Origin of the sequence: Paraburkholderia sp. (assembly GCF_004298475.1) — a bacterium.
Taxonomy (GTDB): Bacteria; Pseudomonadota; Gammaproteobacteria; order Burkholderiales; family Burkholderiaceae; genus Paraburkholderia; species Paraburkholderia denitrificans.
Map to the genome: position 1 here is coordinate 26,264 of NZ_SCRP01000019.1, position 24,385 is coordinate 50,648.

Consider the following 24,385-nt stretch of genomic DNA (forward strand, 5'->3'; position numbering starts at 1 on the left):
TCGTTGTTCGGGAGAGGTTCAGGCGGCGCTGCGCAGCCCGTTCGAGGCCTGCGCCGTATCCGTTCTGAAGTAGTCGACGGCAAAGTCGATAAAGCTGCGCACCTTCATCGTCAGATAGTTACGGCCAGGGTACACGATCGAGATCTGCAGCCGCCCGCCGTTGACGTCATGGCGTTCGAGCACGCGCCGCAGCGCGCCGCTCTCGACATCCTGCTCGACAAGCTTCGCGGGCAACAGTGCGATGCCCATGTCCGCCAGCGCCGCCGCGCGCGCCATTGCGTAGTTGCTCGTGGTGAGCGGCCCGTTCACGGTGATGCGCTGGATGTTGCGATCGAAGCCGAATTCCCAGATGCGCGGCCCGTCCGCGAGTGAGATCAGTTCGTGCGCCGAAAGATCGGATGGCTTCTGCGGCTGGCCATGCGCGACCAGATAGGCGGGCGAAGCGACCGCGATTTCCTGCTCCGACGTGAGGCTTCGGCTCACGAGCGAAGCGTTGGCCGGATGCCGGCTGGTCGCGAAGCAGATGTCGTAGCCGCCTTCGATCAGGTTGATCGGCGCATCGTAGACCGTGACCGCGAAATCGACGCGTGGGTTGCGCTCGCGGTACTCGCGAAACAGGCCCGCCAGATCGCCGCCCGCGAATACGGCAGGGGCCGCGATGCGCAGCACGCCGATCGGCGCGCGCGTGGCGCGGATGAGATCGGACTCCACTTCGTCGAGCTTCTCGACGACAGCACGGCATCCTTCAAGATAGAGCTGTCCCGCTTCAGTGAGCGACAGGCTGCGTGTGGAGCGATTCAGGAGCCGCATGCCGAGATGCGCTTCGAGCATGCCGATGTTGCGCGTGACCGCCGCGCCCGACATGCCGAGCTGCTTCGCGGTCAGATTGAAACCGCCCAGATCGACAACGCGGATGAACACCCGCATGGCTTGCAGTTGGTTCATTCACGATTCCGTTTTGACCCGGGAGATGCCGCATCGGCTCGTCCGGGATTTCTGATTTTCAAATACGCGAGCATTATCGAAGCGGCTCGAAGCGCATTGTTTTAAGAAGCGCTAAGAAGAACATGAAACGAAATTCAGGAACGGAAACGACGTGAAAAGACGCGTAATGCGCGGGATGCGGACAACGCCACGAACAAGGCGGACGTGCAAGGCGAAGGAGTAAAAAAACCGCCGCGGACATGACGTGCGCGGCGGGGCTGAATCCGGGCCGCAGGCCGGAGACAGGGGAGGGATCGTCGCGAGGCGACGGCCGATCAGAAGCGGTGGCGGAGACCGACCATGACCATGCCCTGGCGGTCGTTGCTCGCGTCGTTGCCGAAGTCGCCCATCGACGCAACAGCCGTAGAGAGGACGCCGCTCGTGTTGAACGTGTTGCCCGATGCCTTCTGGTAGCCGCCGAGCGCATAGATGTCCGTGCGCTTCGACAGCGAATAGATCGCGCCGAGGCTGAACTGGTTGTACGTGACGTCCACGCCGTTGCCGCCGCCCTTCGTGTAGTTATAGCCGACGCCAACCACCATTGCCGGCAGGAACTGGTAGTTCACGTAGGCTTGCCCGGTGTTGAACTCCGTGCGGTTGTTCGAGCCGGACGTTGCAGTCTGGTAATTCTGGTACTGGACGTTGCTGTACGAAATGCCGGTCGTGACGGGGCCGATCGCGTAGCTGCCTGCCGCGCGCACGATCTGCAGCGAGTTGGCCGACACGAAGCCGCCCGAGATGCCGGGGGAGTCGTCGACAACGCCGCCGGTCGTCGGGCTCTGGAGGCCGTCGAACGAGGACACGGTGCCGTTGCCGCTCGTCGCGCGGAAATAGCCTGCGGCAAGGCCGACCGGACCATTGTTGTACGACACGGCTGCGGCGTAGGTCTGGCCTGCGCCCATGCTGCCGGCCGCGCCGCCGAAGCCGTACATGGCCGACACCTTGAAGCCCGAGATATCGGGGCTCTGGTACTTGATCGCGTTGCTGGTGCGGAAGCTGTTGTCGTAGTTATCGAGGTCGCCCGGCGTGGCGAACGTCGAAGCGAAGAAGTCGTCATTCGTGAGCGGCTGGATCAGATCGATCAGCGGATCGTACTGGCGGCCGAGGGTCACCGTGCCCATGTTGTCCGACTGCAGGCCGACGTAGGCTTGACGGCCGAAGAGGCGCTCACCCTGGTTCGAATGGCCTGTGTTCACGTCAAAACCGCTCTCGATCCGGAAGATCGCGCGCAGGCCGTTGCCGAGATCCTCGTTACCCTTGAGGCCCCAGAGGTTCGGCGAGACGTTGCCCGCCGACATCTTGACCAGATTGCCCGAGCCGTTGGCACCCTTGACATTGCCGAACCAGGCGACGGCGTTGTCGAGCGTGCCGTACAGCGTGACGCTGCTTTGCGCATGAGCGGCGGTGGCGAAAGTCGCCAGCGCTGCCGTTGCGATCAGGAGTTTTTTCATGGATGTTTTATTGATGAATATTGCTGTGGTCTATCTCCGGTCTCCCGCGAAGCTGGAATGCCGGTCTGGATTGAATGGGCCTCACCATGGGCGGAATGGCATGGGCCGTGAGGCCAATCAATTCGCGGCAATTATGCAAAAGGCCGGAAAGTCCAAATTGCAAAAAACTAAAACTCTGAATTTCAGAATGCCGTTCGCCCCGCGAGCCCTTCCGGCAGGGCTCGCAAGGCCGGATGATGATCGTGGCGTTGTTTTTACGTCAGCGAAAAACAACGCGTGGCGAGCATCGGAAGATGATGCGCATGCCCGTGGCCGCGATGTAGTTGATCGACTGGCAGGCATCGAACGCCGGGGTGATCTTGTCCGGGTTTGATGATTGAGGGTTGGTCGGAGCCGAATGAATATTTGTTCATGTGTTCGTCGATATCGGTACAGGCGTGCGCCGTTATCGTAGCTTCGCTTCATGGCTCGTTGCCGCTTCGTCACGCGCGATCAAATGTGATCAAACGCAAAAGCGGCGGCCATGTGGATCGTGAAGGACTTAACGAAGCGGAGATTGAAGATGAGGAAACGGGTGCAATGGACTGCCGCGCTCGGCGCTGCGCTGCTTGCATGCGGGGCCGCGCATGCACAGGACGCGCCAACGGCGCCGGCGCCGGAGCAACAGCTCGCCGCGAGTCCTGCTCAGAGCGGGCAGGCCGCAGTGACTGCAAACGCGGGCGGCAAGACACGGCAGCAGGTCAAGGACGAGTACATCGAAGCCGTTCGCAGCGGCGAACTAAAGGAATTGAATCGTGAGCTTTATCCGCATCACTAAATGCACGGGGCGAAAAGATGGGCCGCATCGCCATGATGAGCAATCGCGCAAGCGCCGCAACTGGAAGCGTGTCGCGCTCGGTGCAGCGCTGACGTTTGCGCTGGCCGGCTGCGCCGGCCTGCATGGGCAGCCCGACGGGCCGGACGGCTGCGTTGGCCCGGCCGGTTTTTGTCAGCCGTATTTCGGCGCGGGCTGATGAAAGCAGTAGAGAAAGCGGTAAAGACGTCGCAACAACAGAGCCCTCGACACCCGCCGGTGTCGAGGGCGCAATGAGCGTCTGCGAATGCCCCATTCTGTTCTCGGCGCTATGAGCAGAGGGTAGTGAGGTCAACGATCGCGGCGAAGCCGGAATTCTGAAATTCAGAATCGAGCTTGCCTTCGGACGGCATGCGCATGGCATTTTCAGCGACGTGAACAATTTTTCATCGAGGCGAAATTGAAGGCCTGATCGGGTGGTGTCACGATTGTCGTCAGGAGCGGTTTTTCTGGCGAAACGGGACAGCACGCGAACAGCGCGTTGGGGAGCGAAGATGCGCGAACAATGTGGGTTGCGAGTCGAGCGCGTAGAGCGTGAAGGCAAGGCTGCCTTGCTGATCGAGTGCGGCGGGGCATCGACGATACTCGACGGCGCGCAGGCCGAGGCGCTGGTTCAGAAACTGGCGCTCTACCGGTCGGCGATGAATCCCTCCGTCGCGCCGCAGCTATCGCGCACGCACAACTATCACATCACCCTCCAGCCGCTCTGGTTCGCGGAGCCCAACCTGACAATCGACGGTGTCGTGCTGTTGTTGCGCCACGGCGGGTTCGGCTGGGTCGGATTCTCGTTCGACCGTGCGGTGCTCAAACGAATGCGCCGCGACCTGAGCCGGGCCACCGCCGCATCGCGTCGCGGCCTGCTGGTGGAGCCGCTGGCGACCCAATAGCGGTCCAGCTTTATTTACGGCTTTTACTGCGGCTCTTACCGCGGTTCTTCCCGCGGTTCTTCCCGATTACCCGGGCGCCTTCCCGAAGGTCTGTGCAGCCTGTGCGTGCTCCACGCGCGCATACATCACGTTCGATTCCGATTCTTTGCGGACGTATCGGACGCGTCGGACGTTTCCGGCCCATTGGATGCATGAGCGCCCGGTAACACACCGAACATATGCTGGCCACATTTCGCTTCGTGCCATGCGGCTTTCAGTCTGAGACCCGAAAGTACATGGCGCGCGAGCGGCAGTATCTGCTCGCCCGCCAGCATGCCGAGCAGGCCCGCCAGTGCAATTGCAGGCGGAGCCGGAGATTGCACGCCGATCGTGTCGTAGACGATGCCGGCGAGGATGCCGGCGAGTAGCGAAAATGCATACGATTTCATGAAATGAATCTCGTTGACGATTTTCCGGTGTCACGCACCAAGTCGTGAATCGCTTTAAAGCATATCGGGTTTGGTGAAACAGGAACAGAGCAAATTCGGGGAAAAGTCGGCGATTTGACATTCAACTTTCGGGGTTGCTCGAACGCTATTTATTTGTTGTCCTCTTTTTTGATTTACATGTTAAATGGCGCGGGCTGGACGGCGAGTTGCCAGTCCAGCCTCTATTCCACCCATTCCGGTTATTCCGGTCTGGTGGCTCTTTCTACGCATCAAACATCAGGTGCGCCATGACCAATCCGAAGCTCGAATTAATTACCCCGCAGAACAGCCAGCTGATTTTCATCGATCAGCAGCCGCAGATGGCGTTCGGTGTGCAGTCGATCGATCGGCAGACGCTGAAGAACAACGTCGTCGGGCTGGCCAGGGCGGCCAAGGTGTTCGAGATTCCCACCACGATCACGACAGTCGAGTCGACGAGCTTCTCGGGATTCACGTATCCGGAATTGCTCGACGTGTTCCCGGGTAAGAAACTGCTCGAGCGCACCTCGATGAACTCGTGGGACGACCAGAAGGTTCGCGATGCGCTTGCCGCGAACAACCGCAAGAAGGTGATCGTGGCGGGCCTGTGGACCGAAGTCTGCAATACCACCTTTGCGCTGTGCGCGATGCTCGAAGGCGGCTACGAGATTTATATGGTGGCCGATGCATCGGGCGGCACGTCGAAGGAGGCGCATGACTACGCGATGCAGCGCATGATCCAGGCGGGCGTCGTGCCCGTCACCTGGCAGCAGGTCTTGCTCGAATGGCAGCGCGACTGGGCTCGCCGCGAAACCTACGACGCGGTTATGGCGATAGCGCGGGAGCACTCGGGCGCATACGGCATGGGCATCGACTACGCCTACACGATGGTTCACAAGGCGCCCCAGCGTGCGGCGAAGCCGGGCGAGGTGCTGCCGGCGGTTGCAGCGCACTGATCGCTATCGTCGCGATTCCCGAAGCTGATCTCGTGAAGCCGATGCGCCGCCTTCTCCGCGAAGGCGTCGCACCGGCCAGTCGTAAACCTTCGGAGCGACTGATTGTATGGAACCGTATCTGGTGTCACTTGCCGCAGGCGCGCTGATCGGCGTGATCTACAGCGTGATCAAGGTCCGCTCGCCCGCACCGCCGCTGGTTGCGCTCGTCGGCCTGTTCGGCATGACGATCGGCATGCAGGCCATTCCGTGGTTGAAACCGTTGTTTGGCCTTTAATGCGCGGCCTTTAGTCCGGTTTTCAAGCAACGCAAGCGCGAATTGATTTCGACGTCAACGAAGTGAGGACAATCACATGAGTGCAACCGCAGCCCAACCCGATCTCATTCTGTATAACGGACGGTTCACTACATTGGACCGCTCGAATCCGGGTGCCACTGCGGTGGCGATTGTCGATGGCCGCTTCGTCGCGGTCGGCAGCGATGCCGATATCGTGCCGCTCGCGGGCGGCGCGACGAAGCGCATCGATCTCGGTGGCCGTCCTGCGTTGCCCGGCCTGATCGACAATCACCTGCATCTGATTCGTGGTGGTCTCAACTACAACATGGAGCTGCGTTGGGATGGCGTGCGCTCGCTCGCCGTCGCCATGGAAATGCTCAAGAAGCAGGTGGCGATCACGCCCGCACCGCAATGGGTGCGCGTGGTTGGCGGCTTCACCGAGCACCAGTTCGCGGAAAAACGCCTGCCGACGATCGAGGAACTCAACGCGGTCGCGCCCGATACACCCGTGTTCATCCTCCATCTTTACGACCGTGCGCTGCTCAACGCTGCCGCGCTGCGCGTGGTCGGTTATGGCAAGGACACGCCGGATCCCGCGGGTGGAAAAATCTTTCGCGACTCCGCGGGCAATCCAACCGGCTTGCTGCTTGCGAATCCGAACGCCGCACTCCTGTATGCGACGCTTGCGAAAGGTCCCAGGCTGCCGCTGGAGTATCAATACAATTCGACGCGCCATTTCATGCGTGAACTCAACCGCCTCGGTGTGACCGGCGTCATCGATGCGGGCGGCGGTTCCCAGAATTATCCGGAGGATTACGAGGTCATCGGCAAGCTGCACGAGGCGGGCGAGATGACGGTGCGTGTGGCGTACAACCTGTTCACCCAAAAACCGAAGGCCGAAAGAGAGGACTTTGTGAACTGGACCCGCACGGTCAGGTATCACGATGGCACGGATTATTTTCGCCATAACGGTGCTGGCGAGATGCTCGTGTTTTCCGCGGCCGACTTCGAGGACTTCCGGGTTGCGCGCCCGGATCTGCCGCCGGAAATGGAGGACGAACTCGAAGGCGTCGTGCGCGTGCTCGCGCAGAATCGCTGGCCGTGGCGTCTGCACGCCACGTACGACGAAACCATCAGTCGCGCGCTGGATGTCTTCGAGAAGGTGGATAGAGACATTCCGCTTGACGGCATCAACTGGTTTTTCGATCACGCGGAAACCGTCTCCGAACGTTCGTTGGACCGCATCGCGGCGCTCGGGGGCGGTATCGCGGTTCAACACCGCATGGCGTATCAGGGCGAATACTTCGTCGAGCGATATGGCGCGGTCGCGGCGGAAGCGACTCCGCCTGTCGCGAAGATGCTGCAAAAAGGGTTAAAAGTCTCCGCAGGCACCGATGCGACGCGTGTGGCTTCGTACAACCCGTGGGTGTCGCTTGCGTGGCTGGTGAGCGGCAAGACGGTCGGCGGAATGCGGATGTATCCGCAACGTAATCTGCTCGATCGCGAGACGGCCCTGCGCATGTGGACCGAGTACGTGACCTGGTTCTCGAACGAAGCGGGCAAGAAGGGCTGCATTGCTGTCGGGCAGCTTGCCGATCTGATCGTGCCGGACCGCGACTTCTTTTCGTGTCCGGAGGACGATATTGCCGACACAACCGCATTACTGACGGTCGTTGGCGGCAGGATCGTCTGGGGTGCAGGCCCGTTCTCGCCATTCGACGCGCCGATTCCGCCAGCGATGCCCGACTGGTCGCCGGTGCACGCGTTCGGAGGCTATGGCGGCTGGGGCGCGCAGCAACGCAGCGGCGCACCACTGCAGCGTGCTGCGGCTGCGGCAATGTGTGGTTGCGCGAGTGCATGCAACGTGCACGGTCATGCGCATGCGCTCGCATGGAGCCGCGTATTGCCGACCTCGGATGCGAAGGGTTTCTGGGGCGCGCTGGGTTGCTCCTGCTGGGCAGTGTAATCAGATTTTTCGGGCATCCGGGTTTGATCGCGGCACGTGTGCTTGCGAACATGATCGGCGATTCAACACGTTCCGCCCGCTATCGCCGCGCGTGATCAATCGAACAGTACGCTGCAATCACAGGAGAATTACGTTATGAAAATCATTCACCCGGTATTGATTGGCGCAGCAATCGCGTTTGGTTTTTTGGCTACGCCAGCGTCGTTTGCGAAGCCGCCGGTGATCGCGGCCGCATCGCCGTCCGTCGCAGTCGGCCCGCAGTACGACACGACACACGTGTATGTCGCGCCGGAGGATTTCGACCGCTTCACGGATAGCGTCGTGGCGACATTCGGCGGCAGCAAGTCGAAGCAGGGCGTCTTCCAGGTTACGCCAACGCCGAGCCAGACGATGTCGCAACTCGTATTGACACCCGTGGGCACGATGTCCGTATTCGGCTTCAAGACGCCTGTGCCGTATCCCTTCGGCGCCGAGCGTACGGGTTACCTCGTCACGGACATGGATGCAGCCGTGAAGGCGGCGCGCGCGCATGGTGCGGATGTGATCGTCGATCCGTTTCCCGATCCGATTGGCCGCGACGTGTTGATCAGATGGGCGGGCGGCGTGAATATGCAGCTCTACTGGCACAACCAGGCACCGCAATACGATGCGCTGCAGACCATTCCAGAGAATCGTGTCTACGTTTCGGCGCAAAGCGTACGCAAGCTGGTTCACGATTTCGTGAAGTTCTCGAATGGCAAGGTGGTGTCCGATGTGCTGAAGGCGCCGGGCATCGAAATTGGCCGCCCGAACGACACGTATCGCCGCATTCGCATCGAATCGGGCTTCGGCAAGATGACCGTGCTCGTAACGGATGGCCAATTGCCGTATCCGTTCGGGCGCGAAACGACGGGATATGAAGTGGCGAATCTCGACGACACGCTGCAAAAGGCGAAGGCCGCTGGCGTGACCGTGCTCGTGCCGCCGTTCACATCGGACGGACGTGAAGCAGCGATTGTCCAGTTCCCGGGAGGTTACATCGCTGAAATCCACGCTGGCACGACTCAATGAAATCCGAGGACACGGTCCTTGCAGCCATTGCCGGTTTTGTCGATACGTTGAGTTTTGTCGCGCTGTTCGGATTGTTCGTCGCGCACGTGACGGGCAACTTCGTGTTGATCGGCGCGGGCGTCGCAGGCTTCAATGGCGGCGTCCTGCTGAAACTGATCGTGCTGCCTGCTTTTGTCGGCGGGGTCGTCCTCAGCAGTCTGCTCGTGCGGTCGCTGTCCGGACCGCATGCGCGCCAGGGTGCGCGCGTGCTGCATGCGGTTCAGGCCGTGCTCATGTTCGGCTTTTGCTTCACTGGCGTCTGGGCAACGCCGATCAGCCAGCCCGACAGCCTTCCGGCCATTGTGGCGGGTGTGGTCGGCGCGATTGCCATGGGCGTGCAAAATGCGCATCCGCGTCTGATCAAGCGTTCCGGCGTGCCGAATACCGTGATGACGGGCAACGTCACACAGGCGATCCTGGACGCGATTGACATGCTGTCCGCGACCACCGAGATCGGCGTGCGCGAGGCGGCACGCGCACGATTCGCAAAGATGATGCCGGCCATTATCGCGTTCGCGTTGGGCGCGGTGGCGGGCGCGATGGGCATGCTTTACGTGGGATTCTGGGCGTTGCTCGCGCCCGCCTTCGCACTTGCGGGGCTCGTTTTCACCACTGGTGAGCAGGATCGCGTGTTCACCTCGGGGCACCCATGATTTCGCGAGACCGGGACGACCGGCTCCGATTTCGTGCGCCGCACGCAGGAGCGCAGAGCTATCGCCACACGCCCGTGGCCGGAAGGGAATGGATGGCGTCGATCACAAGGCACAGGCGTCAATTCAAAAAGGCTGCGGGCGCCACGGCTTTTGTGGGGCTGTTGCTGACCGCGACAGAGGCGGCACAGGCCGATACGGATTCACAACCCGCAGCAGCGGCGGACCATGCGGTCGATGCGGGCGCAAGCGCTTCGGCGGGCACAGAGACATCAACGTCCGTGTGCGCCGCAAAACGGCCTGTGGTGCTGTTCAATCGCTGGCAGGAAGACTGGTCCGTGCTCGCCAATCCATGCGTCGCGCGCGAGCCGCTCGACGGCCTGAAGTACATGGCGCGCCGCGGTGATACTGCGTCATGGCTGTCGCTCGGTGCGAATCTGCGCGAGCGCGTCGAAACCAGCAATGCGCCGTTGTTCGGAATCGGCACCGCGCAGTCGGACACGTATCTGATTCAGCGCGTGGAGATCCATGCCGATGCGCGTCTGGCCAACCATTGGCAGTTCTTCGTGCAACTCCAGGATGCGCGCGCCTTCGGCAAGAATCAGGTCACGCCGGTCGACAAGAATACGCTCGATTTCGAGCAAATATTCGTGACCTACGTTGGCGCACTCGGCGGCGGTACGTTCAAGTTTCGCGTCGGCCGCCAGGAAATGGCGTTCGACCTGCAGCGCTTCATTTCCGTGCGCGATGGTCCGAATGTGCGACAGGCGTTTGACGCGGTCTGGGCCGCATATGAATACGAGAAGTGGCGGATTCTGGCCTATGCGACGCAGCCTGTGCAAAACCGCGACGCAACCGTATTCGACGATGTGTCGAACCGCGATCTGACTTTCAGCGGCGTGCGTGTGGAGCGCAAGTTGGTCGGGCTGGGCGATGTGTCCGGGTACTGGTCGCGTTACAACCGCAGCCACGCCGTGTTTATCGATGCAATGGGCGCGGAGCGCCGCGACGTATGGGACGTGCGCTATTCCGGTACGCGCGAGCGCTTCGACTGGGATATCGAAGGCATGTTGCAAACCGGGACGATAAGCGACAAGACGATTTTTGCCTGGGCGGTTGGCGCGATTGCGGGCTACAAGCTCGATATGCCGTGGTCACCGCGCGTCGCGTTGCAGATCGATGCCGCTTCGGGCGACCGTCATCGGCATGATGGCCGCGTGGAGACTTTCAACGGATTGTTTTCGAATGGCTACTATTTCACGCTCGCGGGCTATACGGGTTATTCGAATCTCATTCATATCAAGCCGTCCATCACGCTCAAGCCAAGTGCGAATCTCGCGCTGCTCGGTGCGCTCGGCTTGCAGTGGCGCGAGACGACCGGTGACGCCGTCTATCAGCAGGCGAACCGGGCCGTGCCGGGCACCGCGGGCAAGGGCAGCCGGTGGACGGGGATGTACGTGCAATTGCGCGCCGACTGGACGATTGCGGCAAATCTGATCGGCGCAATCGAGGCGGTGCACTTCCAGGTGGGCGACTCGATCCGGCAGGCGGGCGGGCGTAATGCGGACTATGCCGGTGTCGAACTGAAGTATGGGTGGTAGGTATGGCCGCGCGATGCGCCAATGGATTTTCAGAATCGCTTCCGCCTTTTCCGCCACCGCTGCGTGGCGGGCATCTCCGGCTCCTGCATGCACGGGTCGATACCGGGGAATTTGAACCGGCCTGGTTCATTCCTTCGAGTGATCGCGTAGACTGCGTCGTATCGCGTGCATGCTGCGCAACGGGCCAAACGCCGCAAATACGGCGCGTCAACCGGCGCAGCGGTTTCCCGCCTCGTTGCTGCAAGCCGAATGTATACAACCCGTGACCGCGTCAGATAAACCAGTGTGCGTGGTCGGGTTAACGGATGGCGCCGCGTGACGGCGCGGCGTCAGGACGCTGGAATGATAGCGATTCAGTAGGGCGATCGACATGATCGTTGGTATGTGTTGAACCAGAGTGCGCTGCCTCTAATGCGTTAACCGATCCCGAACGCGGATCACCGTAAAACTGGAGAAACCTGATGAGCAAGATTCTTGTGCTTTACTACTCTTCCTACGGGCATATCGAGACGATGGCGAAGGCCGTTGCGGAAGGTGCGAGTTCGGTAACGGGCGCCGTCGTAACCCTCAAGCGCGTGCCGGAAACGATCCCGACTGAGCAGGCGAAGGCTGCCGGTATCAAAGTCGATCAGAATGCGCCGATCGCAACGATCGACGAACTGGCCGGCTACGACGCGATTATTTTCGGCACGCCGACCCGCTTCGGCAATATGGCTGCGCAGATGCGCAATTTCCTCGATCAAACCGGTGGTCTGTGGATGAAGGGCGCACTCGTCGGGAAGATCGGCAGCGTATTCGCTTCAACGGGCACACAGCACGGAGGCCAGGAGACGACGATCACGTCGTTCCACTCCACGCTGCTGCATCATGGAATGGTGATCGTGGGCGTGCCATATGCTTGTGCGGGTCTGACGAAGATGGACGAGATTACCGGCGGTTCGCCCTACGGCGCGACGACGCTGGCCGGTGCCGATGGCAAACGCCAGCCGAGTGTCAACGAACTCGATATCGCGCGCTACCAGGGCATGCACGTTGCGGAACTGGCTGCGAAGCTCGCGTCGTAATCGCATGACTGACCGCTGCACGCACGCAGCGGTCAGTCATTCATTTTGTTGCACTAGAAACTATTTTCCAGACCCGATTTGCGACCGGTTAGATTTGCGGTCGACTATTCTTACAGTTACGTAAATATCGGCCGTCGCGTGGTGCGGTGGCCGATTTCTCCTGAATGTGCGGCATTGGCGAGCGCTGCAAAGCGCCGAGTGCGATACGCGTCAATGCCCGGCCACACCATCACGCCAGCCATTTCGACCTTGGATCTGTTGCGATTCCGGGGTTATATCAAGCGACGTAAACGGATCGAACGGATCGGACTTGCGTCCCTGCGTCGTCACATCTACGATGCACACTACCGATGCAAATCCAATCCATGCTGGATGCATGGCGAGACTGGCCGCCAGTCGTCCGCATGATTCGCGCCGTACTTCTTCACCCCGAACCCGCATGTGCCCCGGCACAATGCGCGCCAGTCCGGGCGCCAACCGGTGGGAAATGTATGGACAGACTCGCGCGTGATGTCGACATATCGGCTCCTGCAAAACCGGATACAGGCGCGGCCGGCCCCGGCAATATCCTGCCGGCCGTGTGTGACATCTCCGTCACGAATGTATGTAACGCCGCATGCGATTTCTGTGGTTTTTCCCGCGACAAAAAACCGGTAGGGCTGCGACGTTATCTCGACCCTGAAGCGTTTGCGCGCGCCGTGCCTGTTTTGCGCCGACGCCATATCAAGTACGTGACGTTTCAGGGCGGTGAGCCTCTGGTTCATCCGGGTATGGCGGCAATCGTTGCCTTGGCATCGCAGGCCGGTATGGAGTGCGGCCTCATCACCAACGGCTGGTTTCTTGCGCGCCATATTCCCGATCTGGCGCATGCCGGACTCAAGCGTTTGCTCGTTTCGATCGATAGCCACCATTTGGGCGAGCACGAGTTAAATCGCGGACTAAACGGCCTCGGCAAACGTATTAAAGAAGGCATTGCTGCTGCTCGTATCCACGGGATTTCTACCACCGCTTCCGTTACGGTGAGCAGGCTGGTCAATTACGAGAAGCTTCCTGAGACGCTCGCGCAGCTCGGTTTCGATTCCGTCGCGTTTTCTTACCCGCGGCGCGCGCCCTTTGGATCGAGTTCGCTCGTCTATGACGAGGATTCGAAGCTTATCGATCTCGACGAGAAAGAACTGGTTGATGCCTTGCATGCCATTGCGAGGATGAAACGGCATTTTCGTGTGCTTGATCCGGCGGGCGCACTCGCCGAGGTCGAGCGGTTCGTGCGCGGAGAGCCGCAACGCGTACCGTGTATCGGCGGAAACAAGTATTTCTACATCGACTGGAATCTGGACATCTGGCGTTGCGAGGCGTGGCCCGAACCGATGGGTTCGGTGTTCGATCTCGACCATATCCCGGCCGACAAGGAACCTTGTAACGCCTGCATGATGGCGTGTTATCGGCATGCCAGCGTACTGATGCATGGTGCGAGCGCGACAGCGGACGCACTCCAGGCTATCAGTCACGGGGATGTGAGGCGTGCAGTCGCCGCGTTGCATCAGGGGGGGATTCTGTACTCTTTATGGTCTCTCTCCCGGGAAACGCTGCCTCGACAGGCGCTCAGGTCAAAAATAAAGATTGTGCCCGCACCCACTGCACCAGCAGGTCAATAAAAGCGCGCTTCAAAACCGACTTACCGCTAGCCTGCTGATCTGCAACCGAACGGTGCGCATCGGAAGCGCCGTACGAGCACGCAAAGACGAGAAGAGACAGGCGGCCCGGGCACCTAACCCACCCTGCCAATTCCCGCCCTGTTATTCTGTTTTGAAACAGAATAGGCGATGACAATCGTAATTCGACGCAGTAAAGCTCTCGTCGTACCGGCAACGAACCGAGCAGGAAACCACGACGCACAGACATTGAAGCCGGCCGGAGAGGGCGTGGACGCAACGTTACGAGGCGCAAAACGATGACACCCATTCCCTCGGCAGCCAATATCGCCAGCCTGAATCTCGTGGAGATGTCCGGCCTTCTCGTTGGTGGTCTGGCGCTCTTTCTGCTCGGCCTGCAATTCATGACGGGAGGCTTCAAGGCCATCGCCGGATCCAGATTGCAGGCGCTGCTTGTCGTACTCACGGCAAACCGGTTTCGGGGCGTGCTGGCCGGCGCTCTCGTCACCGCACTGCTGAATTCCTCCACGATCACCACCGTGCTGATGGTCGGCTTCGTTTCCGCCGGGCTCATGACGTTGGCTCAGTCTGTGCCCATGATCATGGGCGCGAACATCGGCTCCACGGTTACGGCTCAAATCATTGCGTTCGACGTTTCCAAACTGGCGCCATTCATGCTGGCGGTCGGTTTCGTCTTGTATGCGTTCGGAAAACGCGAACTGGTTCGCCAGATCGGTGAAGTCACCATGGGGTTGGGTCTTCTGTTCATCGGCATCGAGTTCATGGGCGACGCCACGCGTCCGCTGCGTACCTTCCCGCCGTTTATCGATGCGATGCAGAACATGGAGCACCCGCTGCTCGGCATTCTGGTGGGTGCGGTGTTTACCGCGATCGTACAAAGCTCCGCCGCAACGCTCGCCATCGTCATCGCGTTGGGCGCACAAGGGCTGATGCCGCTTGAAGCCGGTATTGCCATCATTCTGGGCGCGAATGTGGGCACCTGTGGAACGGCGTTGCTTGCCTCGATCGGGAAATCGGCTGAAGCGGTTCAGGTTGCCGTCGTGCACCTCATATTCAATGTCGTCGGGGTGCTGTTCTGGGTCTTCTTCATTCCGCAAATGGCCGAACTGGCCCGCTACGTCTCGCCGTCGTTTCCTGAGTTGCAAGGCGTCGCCAGGCTCGCGGCGGAGACGCCGCGCCAGGTGGCCAATACCCACACGATATTCAGCGTCGCAAACACACTGGTGCTGATCTGGTTTTCGGAATATATCGCCCGATTTGCACGATTGATCGTCCGCACGCGGCACGCGGAAACGAAACCGCTCGGCAATCCGCTGTATCTCGACGAGACGTCGTTGACGGTGCCGTCGCTTGGCCTTCAGCGCGTGCGTCTGGAACTGTCCCGCCTTGGTAACGAAGTGCTCGAAATCGTTCGGTGCAGTGCACGCGTCGTGGTCAGCGGCTCCATCGAAGAAATCAATGCGCTGCTGGACTGTGACAAGGAAATGGGCCGGCTGGCGGCGGAGATTCTTAATTACATCGGGCTGCTGTCGAAGTCGGAACACTCCGAAGAGGAGGGCTTGCAGATGGTGGGATTTACGCAGATTGTCATGACGCTCGAGAACATCAGCGAGATTATCGGGATCAATCTGACTTCCGTGAGCCAGCAAAGATTGACACAGCAGATGGATCTGACGCGCTTGAGCGAAGTCGCGAATTCCCGCTTTGCCACCCTCGTCATCGAGAATCTGGCACACGTCATCGCCACGATTTACGAGGCCGACACGCAGGCCGTGTCGCAAGCGATTGGGAGCAAGCCTGAGATAAAGGCGCTCGCCACGGAAGCGCGGCAGGGCATTCTCGGCAATCTTCAGCTAGCCAAGAAATCGGAGGTGCTGGACTACCAGTCGGCCGTCGACATGATCGAGCAGTACAGGGCGATTGCACGGCTTACCCGCGCAATCGCCAGGATCATGACCGACTTGCGCAAGAATCAGGGCCTGCAAAGTTTTTCAGGAATGGCTCAAGCGCAAGATCCAGTGGCATGAACACGCAGTAACGACTGCCGGGCGTGTCATCGCCGGGAGGCGCATCGATCGGCTGGCAAATACGACGCCACGATCGATGCGCGACACACTTATTCGACGTTCGAGTTCGCGAGTTCGGTGTCGAACGCCAATTGCCGGCCGCCACGATTCACGACGATCGACGCTTTGTCGCCAGCCCGCGCGATCATCTGCTGCAGTTGCTTGATGTTAGTCACCTCGACGCCGTCGACCGCGACGATCACGTCGCCTTGCGCGACACCCGCAGCCTGCGCGGGACTGCCGGGTTCCACTCGCGCGACAAGTGCCCCGCGCGGCGAGCTCAAGCCGAGTTCGCTTGCGGCAGCGTCATCGATTGCCTGAACGGCAACGCCAAGGCGAGCGTGCGATACGTGTCCGGTTCGAACGATCTGATCCTTGATTCGCATGGCTTCGTCGATGGGAATGGCGAACGAAAGCCCCTGGAAGCCGCCCGTGCGCGAATAGATCATCGAATTGATGCCGATGACTTCGCCGTTCAGATTAAAGAGCGGCCCGCCCGAATTGCCGGGATTGACCGGCACGTCGGTCTGGATGAAATGCGTCGGGCTGTCGTCCGAGAGCGTGCGCGATTTCGCGCTGATGATGCCCGAGGTCACCGTGTTATCGAGGCCATACGGCGAGCCGATCGCGACGACCCAATCGCCCACGCGGCTATTGGTCGGATTGCCGATTTTCACGGTGGGAAAACCGCTGCCGTCGATTTTCATTACGGCGACATCGCCCGCCTTATCGGTGCCGATTACCTGGGCGCCGAACTTTCGGCCATCGGTGAGCTTGATCGTGACCTGATCGGCATTCTCGACGACGTGATTGTTCGTCAGGATGTATCCATCCGGACTCACGATGAAACCCGATCCCAGCGCGCCTGAGTGTCCTTCGCCCGAATCGTCGCCTTCGCTCCTCGCCTCGACGTGAACCACAGCGGGGCCGTACGTCGCCACGATCCCGGCAAAATCGGGCGCTTGGCCCTGATTGTGAATCGCCTTGTCCGAGGGAGCGGACAACGTCGTTTTCGCGGTGCCGGACTCGTCCGCGCTAGCGTGCCTGTGTCCGATGAACCACGTTCCGGCGAGTGCCACCGCGACGCCTGCGATCAGGCCGCGGCCCCGATACTGGTTGATGTTCATTGCTGTGATGACAAGGAGGTTGATCGATTAGCGCGTAAGTTACGCACCGCTGCTTAAATACAACTTAAAGAAACAGGGTGGTGTAAACGCTGAATTGATCCCTCAAATCCGGCAGTTTTAAAAGCAGGATCGCCTTGAGTTGGTTTGTGCGTTGGCCGGGGTTTTGCCCTTGAAATTAGGGCTTGATATAGTCGCGCTCGTGGTTGCAGGTGCAACGAAGTGCGGATTGACGACGCCGATTGGCTGGGGCCGGATCGAAGCGGATCGCGGTCGTCAGTCGGGCGTCAATGAGGCGTCAATAAGGCATGCGGAAGAAGGGCGTGCGACGATCCGGTTTTTGCTATTTCGTATCGAGATCGCCGCGCGCGTATTAACAACCGGGAAATGGCAGGACGTGGTGGCAGGCGTTCGTCAAAGCTCGAAGGCACGGACCGCCGAACGGAGCGTTTCGGCCTGGGCTTTCAGCGCACTCGCGGCATGCGCGCCGTCCTGAACAAAAGAGGCGTTCTGCTGCGTAACGCGGTCCATGACGGTGACTGCCGCGTTGACCTGATCGATGCCTGCGCTTTGCTCCTGCGAGGCATCGGCAATCGAATCGACGAGATCCGCCACGCCCTTGACCGCACCGAGCAAGTCCACAATGGTCTTCGCGGCGGACTCGACCGCGATGCCGCTCAGGTCCACCTCGCTCGTCATCTCCTTGATGAGCAAGTCGATTTCCTTGGCAGCGCGCGAACTGCGCTCGGCAAGCGCCCGGACTTCCTGCGCGACGACTGCGAAGCCCCGCCCCTGATTACCCGCACGCGCCGCTTCGACTGCTGCGTTCAGCGCAAGCAGATTGGTCTGAAACGCGATGCCGTCGATTACCGAAGTGATTTCGCCGATGCGCGCCGAGCGTTCTGCAAGCGCACGCATGCGCTCGCCAGCGTCGCGGGTCGCGCGATCACCATCGCCGGCCTTGGAAGAAGCAATGCCCGCGAGCGATCGGGCCTGTACGGCGTGCTCGGCATTCGCTTTCACCATCGAGGCGAGCTGCTCCATGCTGCTCGAGGTCTGCTGAATGCTGGCGGCGTGCGCTTCCGTTCGATGCGCGAGCGTGCTGTTTCCCGATGCGATTTCCGAAGTGGCTTCCGCGATCGTTTCCGCCGAGTGACGAATCCCGCCGATGATCGATGCGAGACGTCCCTGCATGGTTTTCATGGCGTACAGGACGCTACGCGTGTCGCCTGGCTGGACGGTCACCTCGAACGACAGGTCACCCGCTGCAACGCGATTTGCAATTTCGGCGGCCACAAACGGTTCGCCGCCAAGCTCGCGAAAGAGGCTTCGCGTCATCGAGGCGGAGAGTACGGCGACGACCAGGAGGCCGACGACAATGAAGCCCGCCACGAGCCATTCGACTCGCTGCCCCGTTCTGCGCGCGTGTTCGTATTCAGATTGCGCATCGGCGAGTTCGAGTTTGCGAAGTTCGGCGCCTTGCGCCTTGACCGCTTTCACGACGGAATCGATAGCCTGCGTCTGGACCCACTGCGCTTCCGAAAGATTGTTGGCCGTCAACAACTGGACTGCGGGACGAAGACCCTTGTCTCGCAGTTTGCTCCAGTTGGCGGCGAACGCTGCGGCGCGCTTTCGTCCCTCGTCCGACGAACTGCGCGACGCATACTGCTTCATGAGCGCGTCGATCTGATCGATGCGGTTTGCCGTGCTTGTGGCGACAAGCTGGGTTTTCTGGGCCGATGGATCGAGAATGGCGTCGCTTACCGAAAAGCTGGCCTCGGCGATCAATTCATCGATGGACGAAATGGCCTGAAGCGCTTGCGCGCGGCCTTCGAACATCTGCTGAAGCGCATCGGTCGATTGCGAGACGCCTGCTACGCCAGCCGCTCCGACACAAAGAGAAACAACGGCAAAAGCGATGGTGAGCAGGAGAAGCCGGGCTTTGATGGTTAGCTTGCGCATTTGATACTCGACAGATGACGCGCCGCAGGGAGCGGGACCACAACGGGGACGGTAAAGATGCAGCCACAACGGCCGCGCGTCTTTTTACGGCAGAATTCATCAAATATTGAATGAATCTTTTGTGACAATGCGACTCTGCATGCGCACATGACGAACGCGCTAATGCGGCGAAGGTGTTTGCGAGTCTCCAGCCAGCCGCCAGGAAATATGCTGACGAATTGGCGATTCGCTCAGGAGCGTGGCATGCCTTACCCCGCCCGGTCCGTTGTTAATGCGTGCAGCCCATGCATCTGCCGTGGCGCAAAAACCTGTTTCCTTCCTGGATCGCGAGGTATCTGCAAATTTGCGTTTATCGGGTCTGGGATCTGGAGTGGGGAAGCGGCTGGTTGAACGCGCATGACAATTCAATCGCTGGAACGCATGACTCGAAGTTCAGGCGAGTCGATCGCAATTAAGGATTAGTTTTCGATACGGTACGGTGGCTCGCATCTACGTAATCCTTTGCCCCAATCTTTCACCCGAATCGTCCACGTTTATCGTCCTTCGATACTTCACGTTATTTTCAGGATTAGGGACGTACCAACCACCCGATGTAATAGGGCATATCTCGACGCTCTTCCACTTGCCGCACGCAGCTGCAAAAACGATTGCCCCCGCATCGTCGCGTCGTTCGACTGGTTCACGGGCGATATTTTGACGAGTCGATCCGGTGAGTTCCGAAATCAATGATTTAATGGTGCCAATTAATTTGCATGTATCATTGTTTTGAAGCGATAATCCCGAACGGGATCTCGTATCGAACACTCCTCGCATCTTGCCGCTTTTCGACAGGGTGGGGGAAATCCGGGCGGCCACCTGGTCGCGTAATTCTGACAGGGACGGAAAAATGATTACATTGGACGCAATTCAGTTGAAGATCGCAAAGCTTCAAAAGCAGGCAGCGGCAATCGCCGAAAAGCAGACTTCTATCGGCCTCGAAAGGATCCGTGATCTGATGCACAAGCATGGATTGAGTCTTGCCGACATCGAGTCGTTCGTCGGGAAAAGGCGCGGTCGCAAACCTTCGGTCAAGGCTGCAAATGGCATGACGAAATCCGCAGGGAAAAAACTGCAGACCGTTGCACCGAAGTACGCCGATCCGAAATCGGGCGCAACGTGGAGCGGCCGCGGCCGGGCTCCGGCCTGGATCAGGGATGTAAAAGATCGCACTCGGTTCCTTATCGAGGGGAATGAAGGCAAGAAGGCTGCCGGTGCGAAAGCTGCTGTTGGGAAAAAGGCTCCCGTGAAAGGCCCGGCTGCGAAGAAGGCCGCTCGTAAGGCAGTAGCCGCGAAGCGCGGCTCGGTTCAACGCCGTGTAGCGTCGGTAACGGGCGCAACGGCTCGCAAAAAGGCAGCACCCGCGAAAAAACGCGCGGCTCTTCGTAAAACTTCGGCGAAAAGAAATGTTGCCGTAGCGGCAAAGATGGAAACGCCCGCAGTGGTTGCGGAATAAGCAAGGTAGTTTCGGCTGGCGCGGTGCGGGACGTCCGGATTCCGGGCAACGTATCGAGTGGCAATTTCACGACGCCGCGCCGCCGCCAGCGCGACCAGGCTTTGAACGCTGCCTGACGCGTTCGCCAACTGTCCATCGAATGGCCGTCCTCGCGGATCGGTCGCGAACCCAAACTGGGTTATTCCAGCAGCCCGCGTCCGGGCCATCACATCCTCCACGTTCATAGCGCATAGGGCGATCCGCTTGCGGGCGCAGTTCAGCCTGACGCTTTGCCGCTGTTGCGCTGCAAAGCCTCGCCAAAAACCTGGCTAAAAACGCGTCATCGCTAATGCGCGTTCCATTTCAGTATTTCGTTCATGAGCGCATCGTCGTCTGGCGTGATTCAATCTTCCATGGATGATTTCCCGAGGTGAGATGGAACCGTTTCAACCTTGGCGGTGCGTGCCGAAGCGCGCCACGATGCACGGTGGGCCCGATCGATCTCCAGTAAGATGTTGAAAAAATCTGCTTCTTTAATTAAGTATGCAGATCAATTGGAGATGTGATTTGTCTGCCTTAAGGGTGCTGCACCAAGCCGACGATCCAGGATCAGAGCAGACCGTGGATGCCGCAACGTTAATAAACGACGATCCCGATTGATGCGCCAGCCTCTATCTCGTAGGAGCCTCACAAAGTGCCACCATGCATTTCAGTCCTCCTCGTCGACGATCATGCCGTTGTGCGCGAAGGGTACCGGCGGCTGCTCGATCTCGAACCCGGCCTGCGCGTGTGCGGTGAGGCCGCAGATGCGGCCGAGGCGTATCAACGTTTTTGCGCGATGCAGCCCGGTGTGGTCATCATGGACATCTCGCTGCCGGGCGCCAGTGGGATCGAGGCGATGCGGCGCATGCTCGCGCGCGATAGTGCGGCGCGCATCCTGATCTTCAGTGTTCACGAGGACGCAATCTTCGTGCGCCGCGCACTCGATGCGGGCGCGACCGGCTACGTGACGAAATCCAGTGCGCCGGATGTGCTTGTCGAAGCGGTTCACGCGGTGGCGCGCGGTAGGCGCTATCTGAGCACCGACATAGCACACGCGTGGTCGGCCAACGACGCGCTTCGCGAAGGGCAACCGCACAGGCGTCTTTCGGCGCGCGAGTTCGAGGTGCTGAGGTTGCTCGTGCAAGGTTATACGCTGCGTCACATCGCCGAGAGGCTCGGTGTAAGCCAGAAGACGGTGGCAAACCATCAATCGGCGATTCGCCGCAAGTTCGGTGCGGACAACAGCGTGCAGCTTGCGCGCATTGCAAGTCGTTCTGGCGTATTGCTTTCGTCCGCATCCTTGAATCCGGCGTGAGTCTGGTTGAAACCGTGCGTAGTTTTGTTTCCAAACCGTACGCAGCACGGTATCGCGTGAAAGACGGAGCGACTTGCAATATGCGGACGGTCGGCGCATGGTTCAATCGCCGTTCAATCGCAATCTGCCCGAATCCGGAGGTGTCGAGATGCCGCTCGTGCTTTATGGTCACCCTTTCTCCTCGTACACACAGAAAGTGCTTGTTGCGCTGTATGAGAACAACATGCCGTTCGAGTTTCGTTGTCTCGGTCCGGATGAGCCGGAACACTCGGCCGAGTGGCTGCAGCGCTGGCCGTTGCACAAGTTTCCGCTGCTGGTGGACGGCGAGCGCAACATTGTCGAAACGAGCATCATCATCGAATATTTGCAGCTCACGCACCCCGGACCGCTGCGCTTGCTGCCCGCCGACCCAATGAAAGCGCTGGACGTGCGTTTTCTCGATCGCTTCTTCGATCTGCACGTCATGACGCCCGTGCAGCGCGCCGTGGACGGTGCTTTGACGGGGGATCCGGCGAGGCGTGAGGAGGGACTGGCCTTCGCGGCGAAGAAACTGGATCTCGCCTATGCGTGGCTCGAAGGGCAGCTTGCGGGCCGCGAGTGGGCGGCTGGAACGGAATTCACGCTCGCGGACTGTGCCGCATCTCCGGCGCTTTTTTATGCGGACTGGACGTACCCGATTCCGGAAACCCTTCCGGTATTGCGCGCCTATCGTGCACGTTTGCTTGCGCGACCATCCTTCGCGCGGGCGGTGGAAGAAGCGCGGCCGTTCCGGTCGTTCTTTCCCCTCGGCGCGCCGCAGCGGGATTGACGTTTCGTTGCGCCACGCTCTGTACAAAGGTCGGCTGCGGCGCGCATGAGCGACGCATCACCTCCTGCCAGGTTGAGGCGCAGAAAGCCCGTTCCGGAATCAGCGGTTGCCGTCCAGCAAATCGTTGAGCAGTTCGTCGAACGCAGCCTGGGCGTCTTCAAGTTCCTGCAGCGCGGCGTCGAACGCCGTCAGCGCGAACTGCGACGGGTGGCCATCGCCCGCCGGGGGAAATTGCGACTGCAACGATGCGAACGCTGTCTTGACCCGCTGCGTGGCGGTCAGGACGCGCTCCATGGCTTGGGATTCTTCGGCTCGCGCCTGTTCTGGATTCATCGAAAACTCCGGTTTCAAATGGGATTTGCCGGGTAGGGCGGCGCTCACGGCAAGGGCAGGCCGCCGTCGGCCTTCACTTCGCGCAACGACAGCGACGATTCCACCGACGTCACGCCCGGCAGGCTGCGCAACTGGTCGCGCATGAATGTGCCGTAGTCGTCGAGATCGGTTGCGACGATCTGCAGAATGTAGTCCGCGGTGCCGGAAACGTTATGGCACGACAGGATACGCTCAATCGCACAGACTTCACGCTCGAAACGGTCCGCGAGCGCGCGGTCGTGCACCGCAAAACGCACGAGCACGAACGCGAAGACGCCATAGCCGAGCGCACGGCGCGAGAGCACGGCACGGTAGCGCTCGATATAGCCGTCCTGTTCGAGCCGCTTGAGGCGGCGCGCGCATGGCGTTTCGCTCAGGCCGACCGTTTCTGCGAGTCGTGCATTCGGCATGCGCCCGTCTTTTTGCAGCGCGCCGAGGATCGCCCGGTCGAGTTTGTCGGGTTCGCTCATTGGGTGCGAGTGCTTATCCTTTTGTGAAGCCTGAATATTAGTGTATGGCGCTAAAAATGGCTGGGACGGAAACGAAAATCGCCAGAAATCCCTCCGCCGATAGCGGCAAGATAGAGCCTCTTTCAAACGAGGCCATCATGATTTCCGCCCACCTGTTGCTCATGTTCATCATCGCCCTGATCGTTGTCTGCGCTTTGCCTGGCGCAGACATGGCGCTTGTGATGCAGACCAGCATGAGTCGCGGCACAAAAAGCGGATTCGCGGCAGCTTGCGGATTGGGCGTTGCCCGCTCGACGCACGTGACGCTCTCTGCGTGCGGACTCGCCGCGCTGCTGCGCAATGCGCCGTGGCTCTTTGAAGTCGTGCGCTATGCCGGAGCGGCCTATTTGGTCTGGGTGGCCGTGCAGATTTTCCGGGCGCCGGTGTTCGCGCTACCCGAGGATGCAGTCATTCCTGCCACACGCTCGCGCCGCGCTGATTTTTTGAAGGGCCTGCTGACGAATCTGCTCAATCCCAAGGCGCTGCTGTTCTGCTCGGTGTTGCTGCCGCAGTTCATCCGGCCGCAGGCGGGCTCGGTGTGGCTCCAGGTGCTCCAGTTGGGCGTTTTGCTCGTGATCGTGTGTGCGCTGTTCGACGTGATTTACGTCCTCGGGGCGGCGCGCATTGCTGTGTGGTTGCGCAAGCATCCGCTTGCACAGACCTTACAGAAGTGGGCGTTTTCGTCCGCGCTCTTTGGTTTCGCGGTGCGCTTGACGCTCGATTGAGCGGTGGACTGATCGTCGGATTAATCGGCCAATTGAGTGGCGGCGCGCAACGCGCCGCCGTGGGCAGGCAGCGCGCGTTGTGCGTTATTCAGTCGTT

General features: G+C 60.2%; 23 protein-coding genes and 1 pseudogene. 17 read left to right on the forward strand and 7 right to left on the reverse strand.

Annotated elements, in window-relative coordinates; translation table 11 throughout:
- Positions 1–18 precede the first annotated feature (18 nt).
- Both EPN59_RS10895 and EPN59_RS10900 read right to left on the reverse strand, forming a co-directional pair.
- On the reverse strand, positions 19–945 hold the full coding sequence (locus tag EPN59_RS10895) for a LysR family transcriptional regulator (RefSeq protein WP_293032975.1): 927 nt from the start codon (positions 943–945) through the stop codon (positions 19–21).
- Positions 946–1,259: 314 nt separating this feature from the next.
- Complete coding sequence (locus EPN59_RS10900; protein ID WP_293032977.1) at positions 1,260–2,435, reverse strand: porin; 1,176 nt, start codon at positions 2,433–2,435, stop codon at positions 1,260–1,262.
- On the opposite strand from EPN59_RS10900, the gene EPN59_RS10905 reads away from it, so the two are divergent.
- The 4 genes from EPN59_RS10905 (at position 2,434) to EPN59_RS10920 (ending at position 4,175) form a co-directional block, all read left to right on the forward strand.
- Positions 2,434–2,808 carry a hypothetical protein gene (locus tag EPN59_RS10905; RefSeq protein ID WP_293032979.1) on the forward strand — a complete coding sequence of 125 codons (375 nt, stop codon included), beginning with the start codon at positions 2,434–2,436 and terminating at the stop codon, positions 2,806–2,808. The genes EPN59_RS10900 and EPN59_RS10905 overlap by 2 nt on opposite strands.
- Before the next feature lie 150 nt (positions 2,809–2,958).
- Positions 2,959–3,252 (forward strand): hypothetical protein, encoded by a 294-nt coding sequence (locus EPN59_RS10910; RefSeq protein WP_293032981.1) that lies wholly within the window; start codon positions 2,959–2,961, stop codon positions 3,250–3,252.
- Complete coding sequence (locus EPN59_RS10915; RefSeq protein ID WP_293032983.1) at positions 3,230–3,448, forward strand: hypothetical protein; 219 nt, start codon at positions 3,230–3,232, stop codon at positions 3,446–3,448. The genes EPN59_RS10910 and EPN59_RS10915 overlap by 23 nt, the downstream gene beginning before the upstream one ends.
- A 334-nt stretch (positions 3,449–3,782) precedes the next feature.
- Positions 3,783–4,175, forward strand: coding sequence for a hypothetical protein (locus EPN59_RS10920; RefSeq protein WP_293046034.1), 393 nt, complete (start codon positions 3,783–3,785; stop codon positions 4,173–4,175).
- A 125-nt stretch (positions 4,176–4,300) separates the two neighbouring features.
- Here the strand turns inward: EPN59_RS10920 and EPN59_RS10925 are convergent, their stop codons facing one another.
- The gene (locus EPN59_RS10925) at positions 4,301–4,603 is read right to left on the reverse strand and encodes a XapX domain-containing protein (protein ID WP_293032987.1); all 303 of its coding nucleotides are present in this window, start codon (positions 4,601–4,603) and stop codon (positions 4,301–4,303) included.
- Between the two features lie 287 nt (positions 4,604–4,890).
- Here EPN59_RS10925 and EPN59_RS10930 point away from each other — a divergent pair, with 287 nt between their 5' ends.
- From EPN59_RS10930 to EPN59_RS10970, 9 genes are all read left to right on the forward strand, one after another.
- Positions 4,891–5,577: a hydrolase gene (locus EPN59_RS10930; RefSeq protein WP_293032989.1), complete on the forward strand. Its 687-nt coding sequence runs from the start codon at positions 4,891–4,893 to the stop codon at positions 5,575–5,577.
- 106 nt (positions 5,578–5,683) lie between these two features.
- On the forward strand, positions 5,684–5,851 hold the full coding sequence (locus EPN59_RS10935; protein WP_293032991.1) for a DUF1427 family protein: 168 nt from the start codon (positions 5,684–5,686) through the stop codon (positions 5,849–5,851).
- Positions 5,852–5,927: 76 nt separating this feature from the next.
- Positions 5,928–7,817, forward strand: coding sequence for an amidohydrolase (locus EPN59_RS10940; protein ID WP_293032993.1), 1,890 nt, complete (start codon positions 5,928–5,930; stop codon positions 7,815–7,817).
- A 135-nt stretch (positions 7,818–7,952) separates the two neighbouring features.
- A complete protein-coding gene (locus EPN59_RS10945; protein ID WP_293032995.1) occupies positions 7,953–8,867 on the forward strand; it encodes a glyoxalase in 915 nt (304 codons plus the stop codon).
- Complete coding sequence (locus tag EPN59_RS10950; protein WP_293032997.1) at positions 8,864–9,559, forward strand: YoaK family protein; 696 nt, start codon at positions 8,864–8,866, stop codon at positions 9,557–9,559. Before EPN59_RS10945 ends, EPN59_RS10950 begins: the two co-directional genes overlap by 4 nt.
- Before the next feature lie 92 nt (positions 9,560–9,651).
- A complete protein-coding gene (locus EPN59_RS10955; RefSeq protein WP_293032999.1) occupies positions 9,652–11,157 on the forward strand; it encodes an alginate export family protein in 1,506 nt (501 codons plus the stop codon).
- 461 nt (positions 11,158–11,618) lie between these two features.
- Positions 11,619–12,221: an NAD(P)H:quinone oxidoreductase gene (wrbA, locus tag EPN59_RS10960; RefSeq protein ID WP_293033001.1), complete on the forward strand. Its 603-nt coding sequence runs from the start codon at positions 11,619–11,621 to the stop codon at positions 12,219–12,221.
- A 491-nt stretch (positions 12,222–12,712) separates the two neighbouring features.
- Entirely contained in the window at positions 12,713–13,876 is a 1,164-nt protein-coding gene (locus EPN59_RS10965; protein WP_293033003.1) for a radical SAM protein, read from the forward strand.
- Positions 13,877–14,172: 296 nt separating this feature from the next.
- On the forward strand, positions 14,173–15,921 hold the full coding sequence (locus EPN59_RS10970; RefSeq protein ID WP_293033005.1) for a Na/Pi cotransporter family protein: 1,749 nt from the start codon (positions 14,173–14,175) through the stop codon (positions 15,919–15,921).
- A gap of 98 nt (positions 15,922–16,019) precedes the next feature.
- On the opposite strand, the pseudogene EPN59_RS10975 reads toward EPN59_RS10970, so the two are convergent.
- Together EPN59_RS10975 and EPN59_RS10980 are read right to left on the reverse strand one after the other, a co-directional pair.
- Positions 16,020–17,087: pseudogene (locus EPN59_RS10975) on the reverse strand (trypsin-like peptidase domain-containing protein); the annotation flags it as partial.
- Positions 17,088–17,498: 411 nt separating this feature from the next.
- Complete coding sequence (locus EPN59_RS10980) at positions 17,499–19,046, reverse strand: methyl-accepting chemotaxis protein (protein ID WP_293046037.1); 1,548 nt, start codon at positions 19,044–19,046, stop codon at positions 17,499–17,501.
- 886 nt (positions 19,047–19,932) lie between these two features.
- Between EPN59_RS10980 and EPN59_RS10985 the strand changes: the two genes are divergently transcribed.
- The 3 genes from EPN59_RS10985 to EPN59_RS10995 all read left to right on the forward strand — a co-directional run bounded on the left by EPN59_RS10985 (position 19,933) and on the right by EPN59_RS10995 (position 22,682).
- Entirely contained in the window at positions 19,933–20,538 is a 606-nt protein-coding gene (locus EPN59_RS10985) for an H-NS histone family protein (protein ID WP_293033009.1), read from the forward strand.
- A 673-nt stretch (positions 20,539–21,211) separates the two neighbouring features.
- A complete protein-coding gene (locus EPN59_RS10990; protein WP_293033011.1) occupies positions 21,212–21,874 on the forward strand; it encodes a response regulator transcription factor in 663 nt (220 codons plus the stop codon).
- Between the two features lie 148 nt (positions 21,875–22,022).
- A complete protein-coding gene (locus tag EPN59_RS10995) occupies positions 22,023–22,682 on the forward strand; it encodes a glutathione S-transferase family protein (RefSeq protein ID WP_293033021.1) in 660 nt (219 codons plus the stop codon).
- A gap of 99 nt (positions 22,683–22,781) precedes the next feature.
- Here EPN59_RS10995 and EPN59_RS11000 read toward each other — a convergent pair whose 3' ends face one another.
- A complete protein-coding gene (locus tag EPN59_RS11000) occupies positions 22,782–23,015 on the reverse strand; it encodes a hypothetical protein (protein ID WP_293033023.1) in 234 nt (77 codons plus the stop codon).
- Positions 23,016–23,059: 44 nt separating this feature from the next.
- Positions 23,060–23,524 (reverse strand): Lrp/AsnC family transcriptional regulator, encoded by a 465-nt coding sequence (locus tag EPN59_RS11005; RefSeq protein ID WP_293033013.1) that lies wholly within the window; start codon positions 23,522–23,524, stop codon positions 23,060–23,062.
- A 137-nt stretch (positions 23,525–23,661) separates the two neighbouring features.
- On the opposite strand from EPN59_RS11005, the gene EPN59_RS11010 reads away from it, so the two are divergent.
- Complete coding sequence (locus EPN59_RS11010; RefSeq protein ID WP_293033025.1) at positions 23,662–24,288, forward strand: LysE family translocator; 627 nt, start codon at positions 23,662–23,664, stop codon at positions 24,286–24,288.
- Positions 24,289–24,385 lie beyond the last annotated feature (97 nt).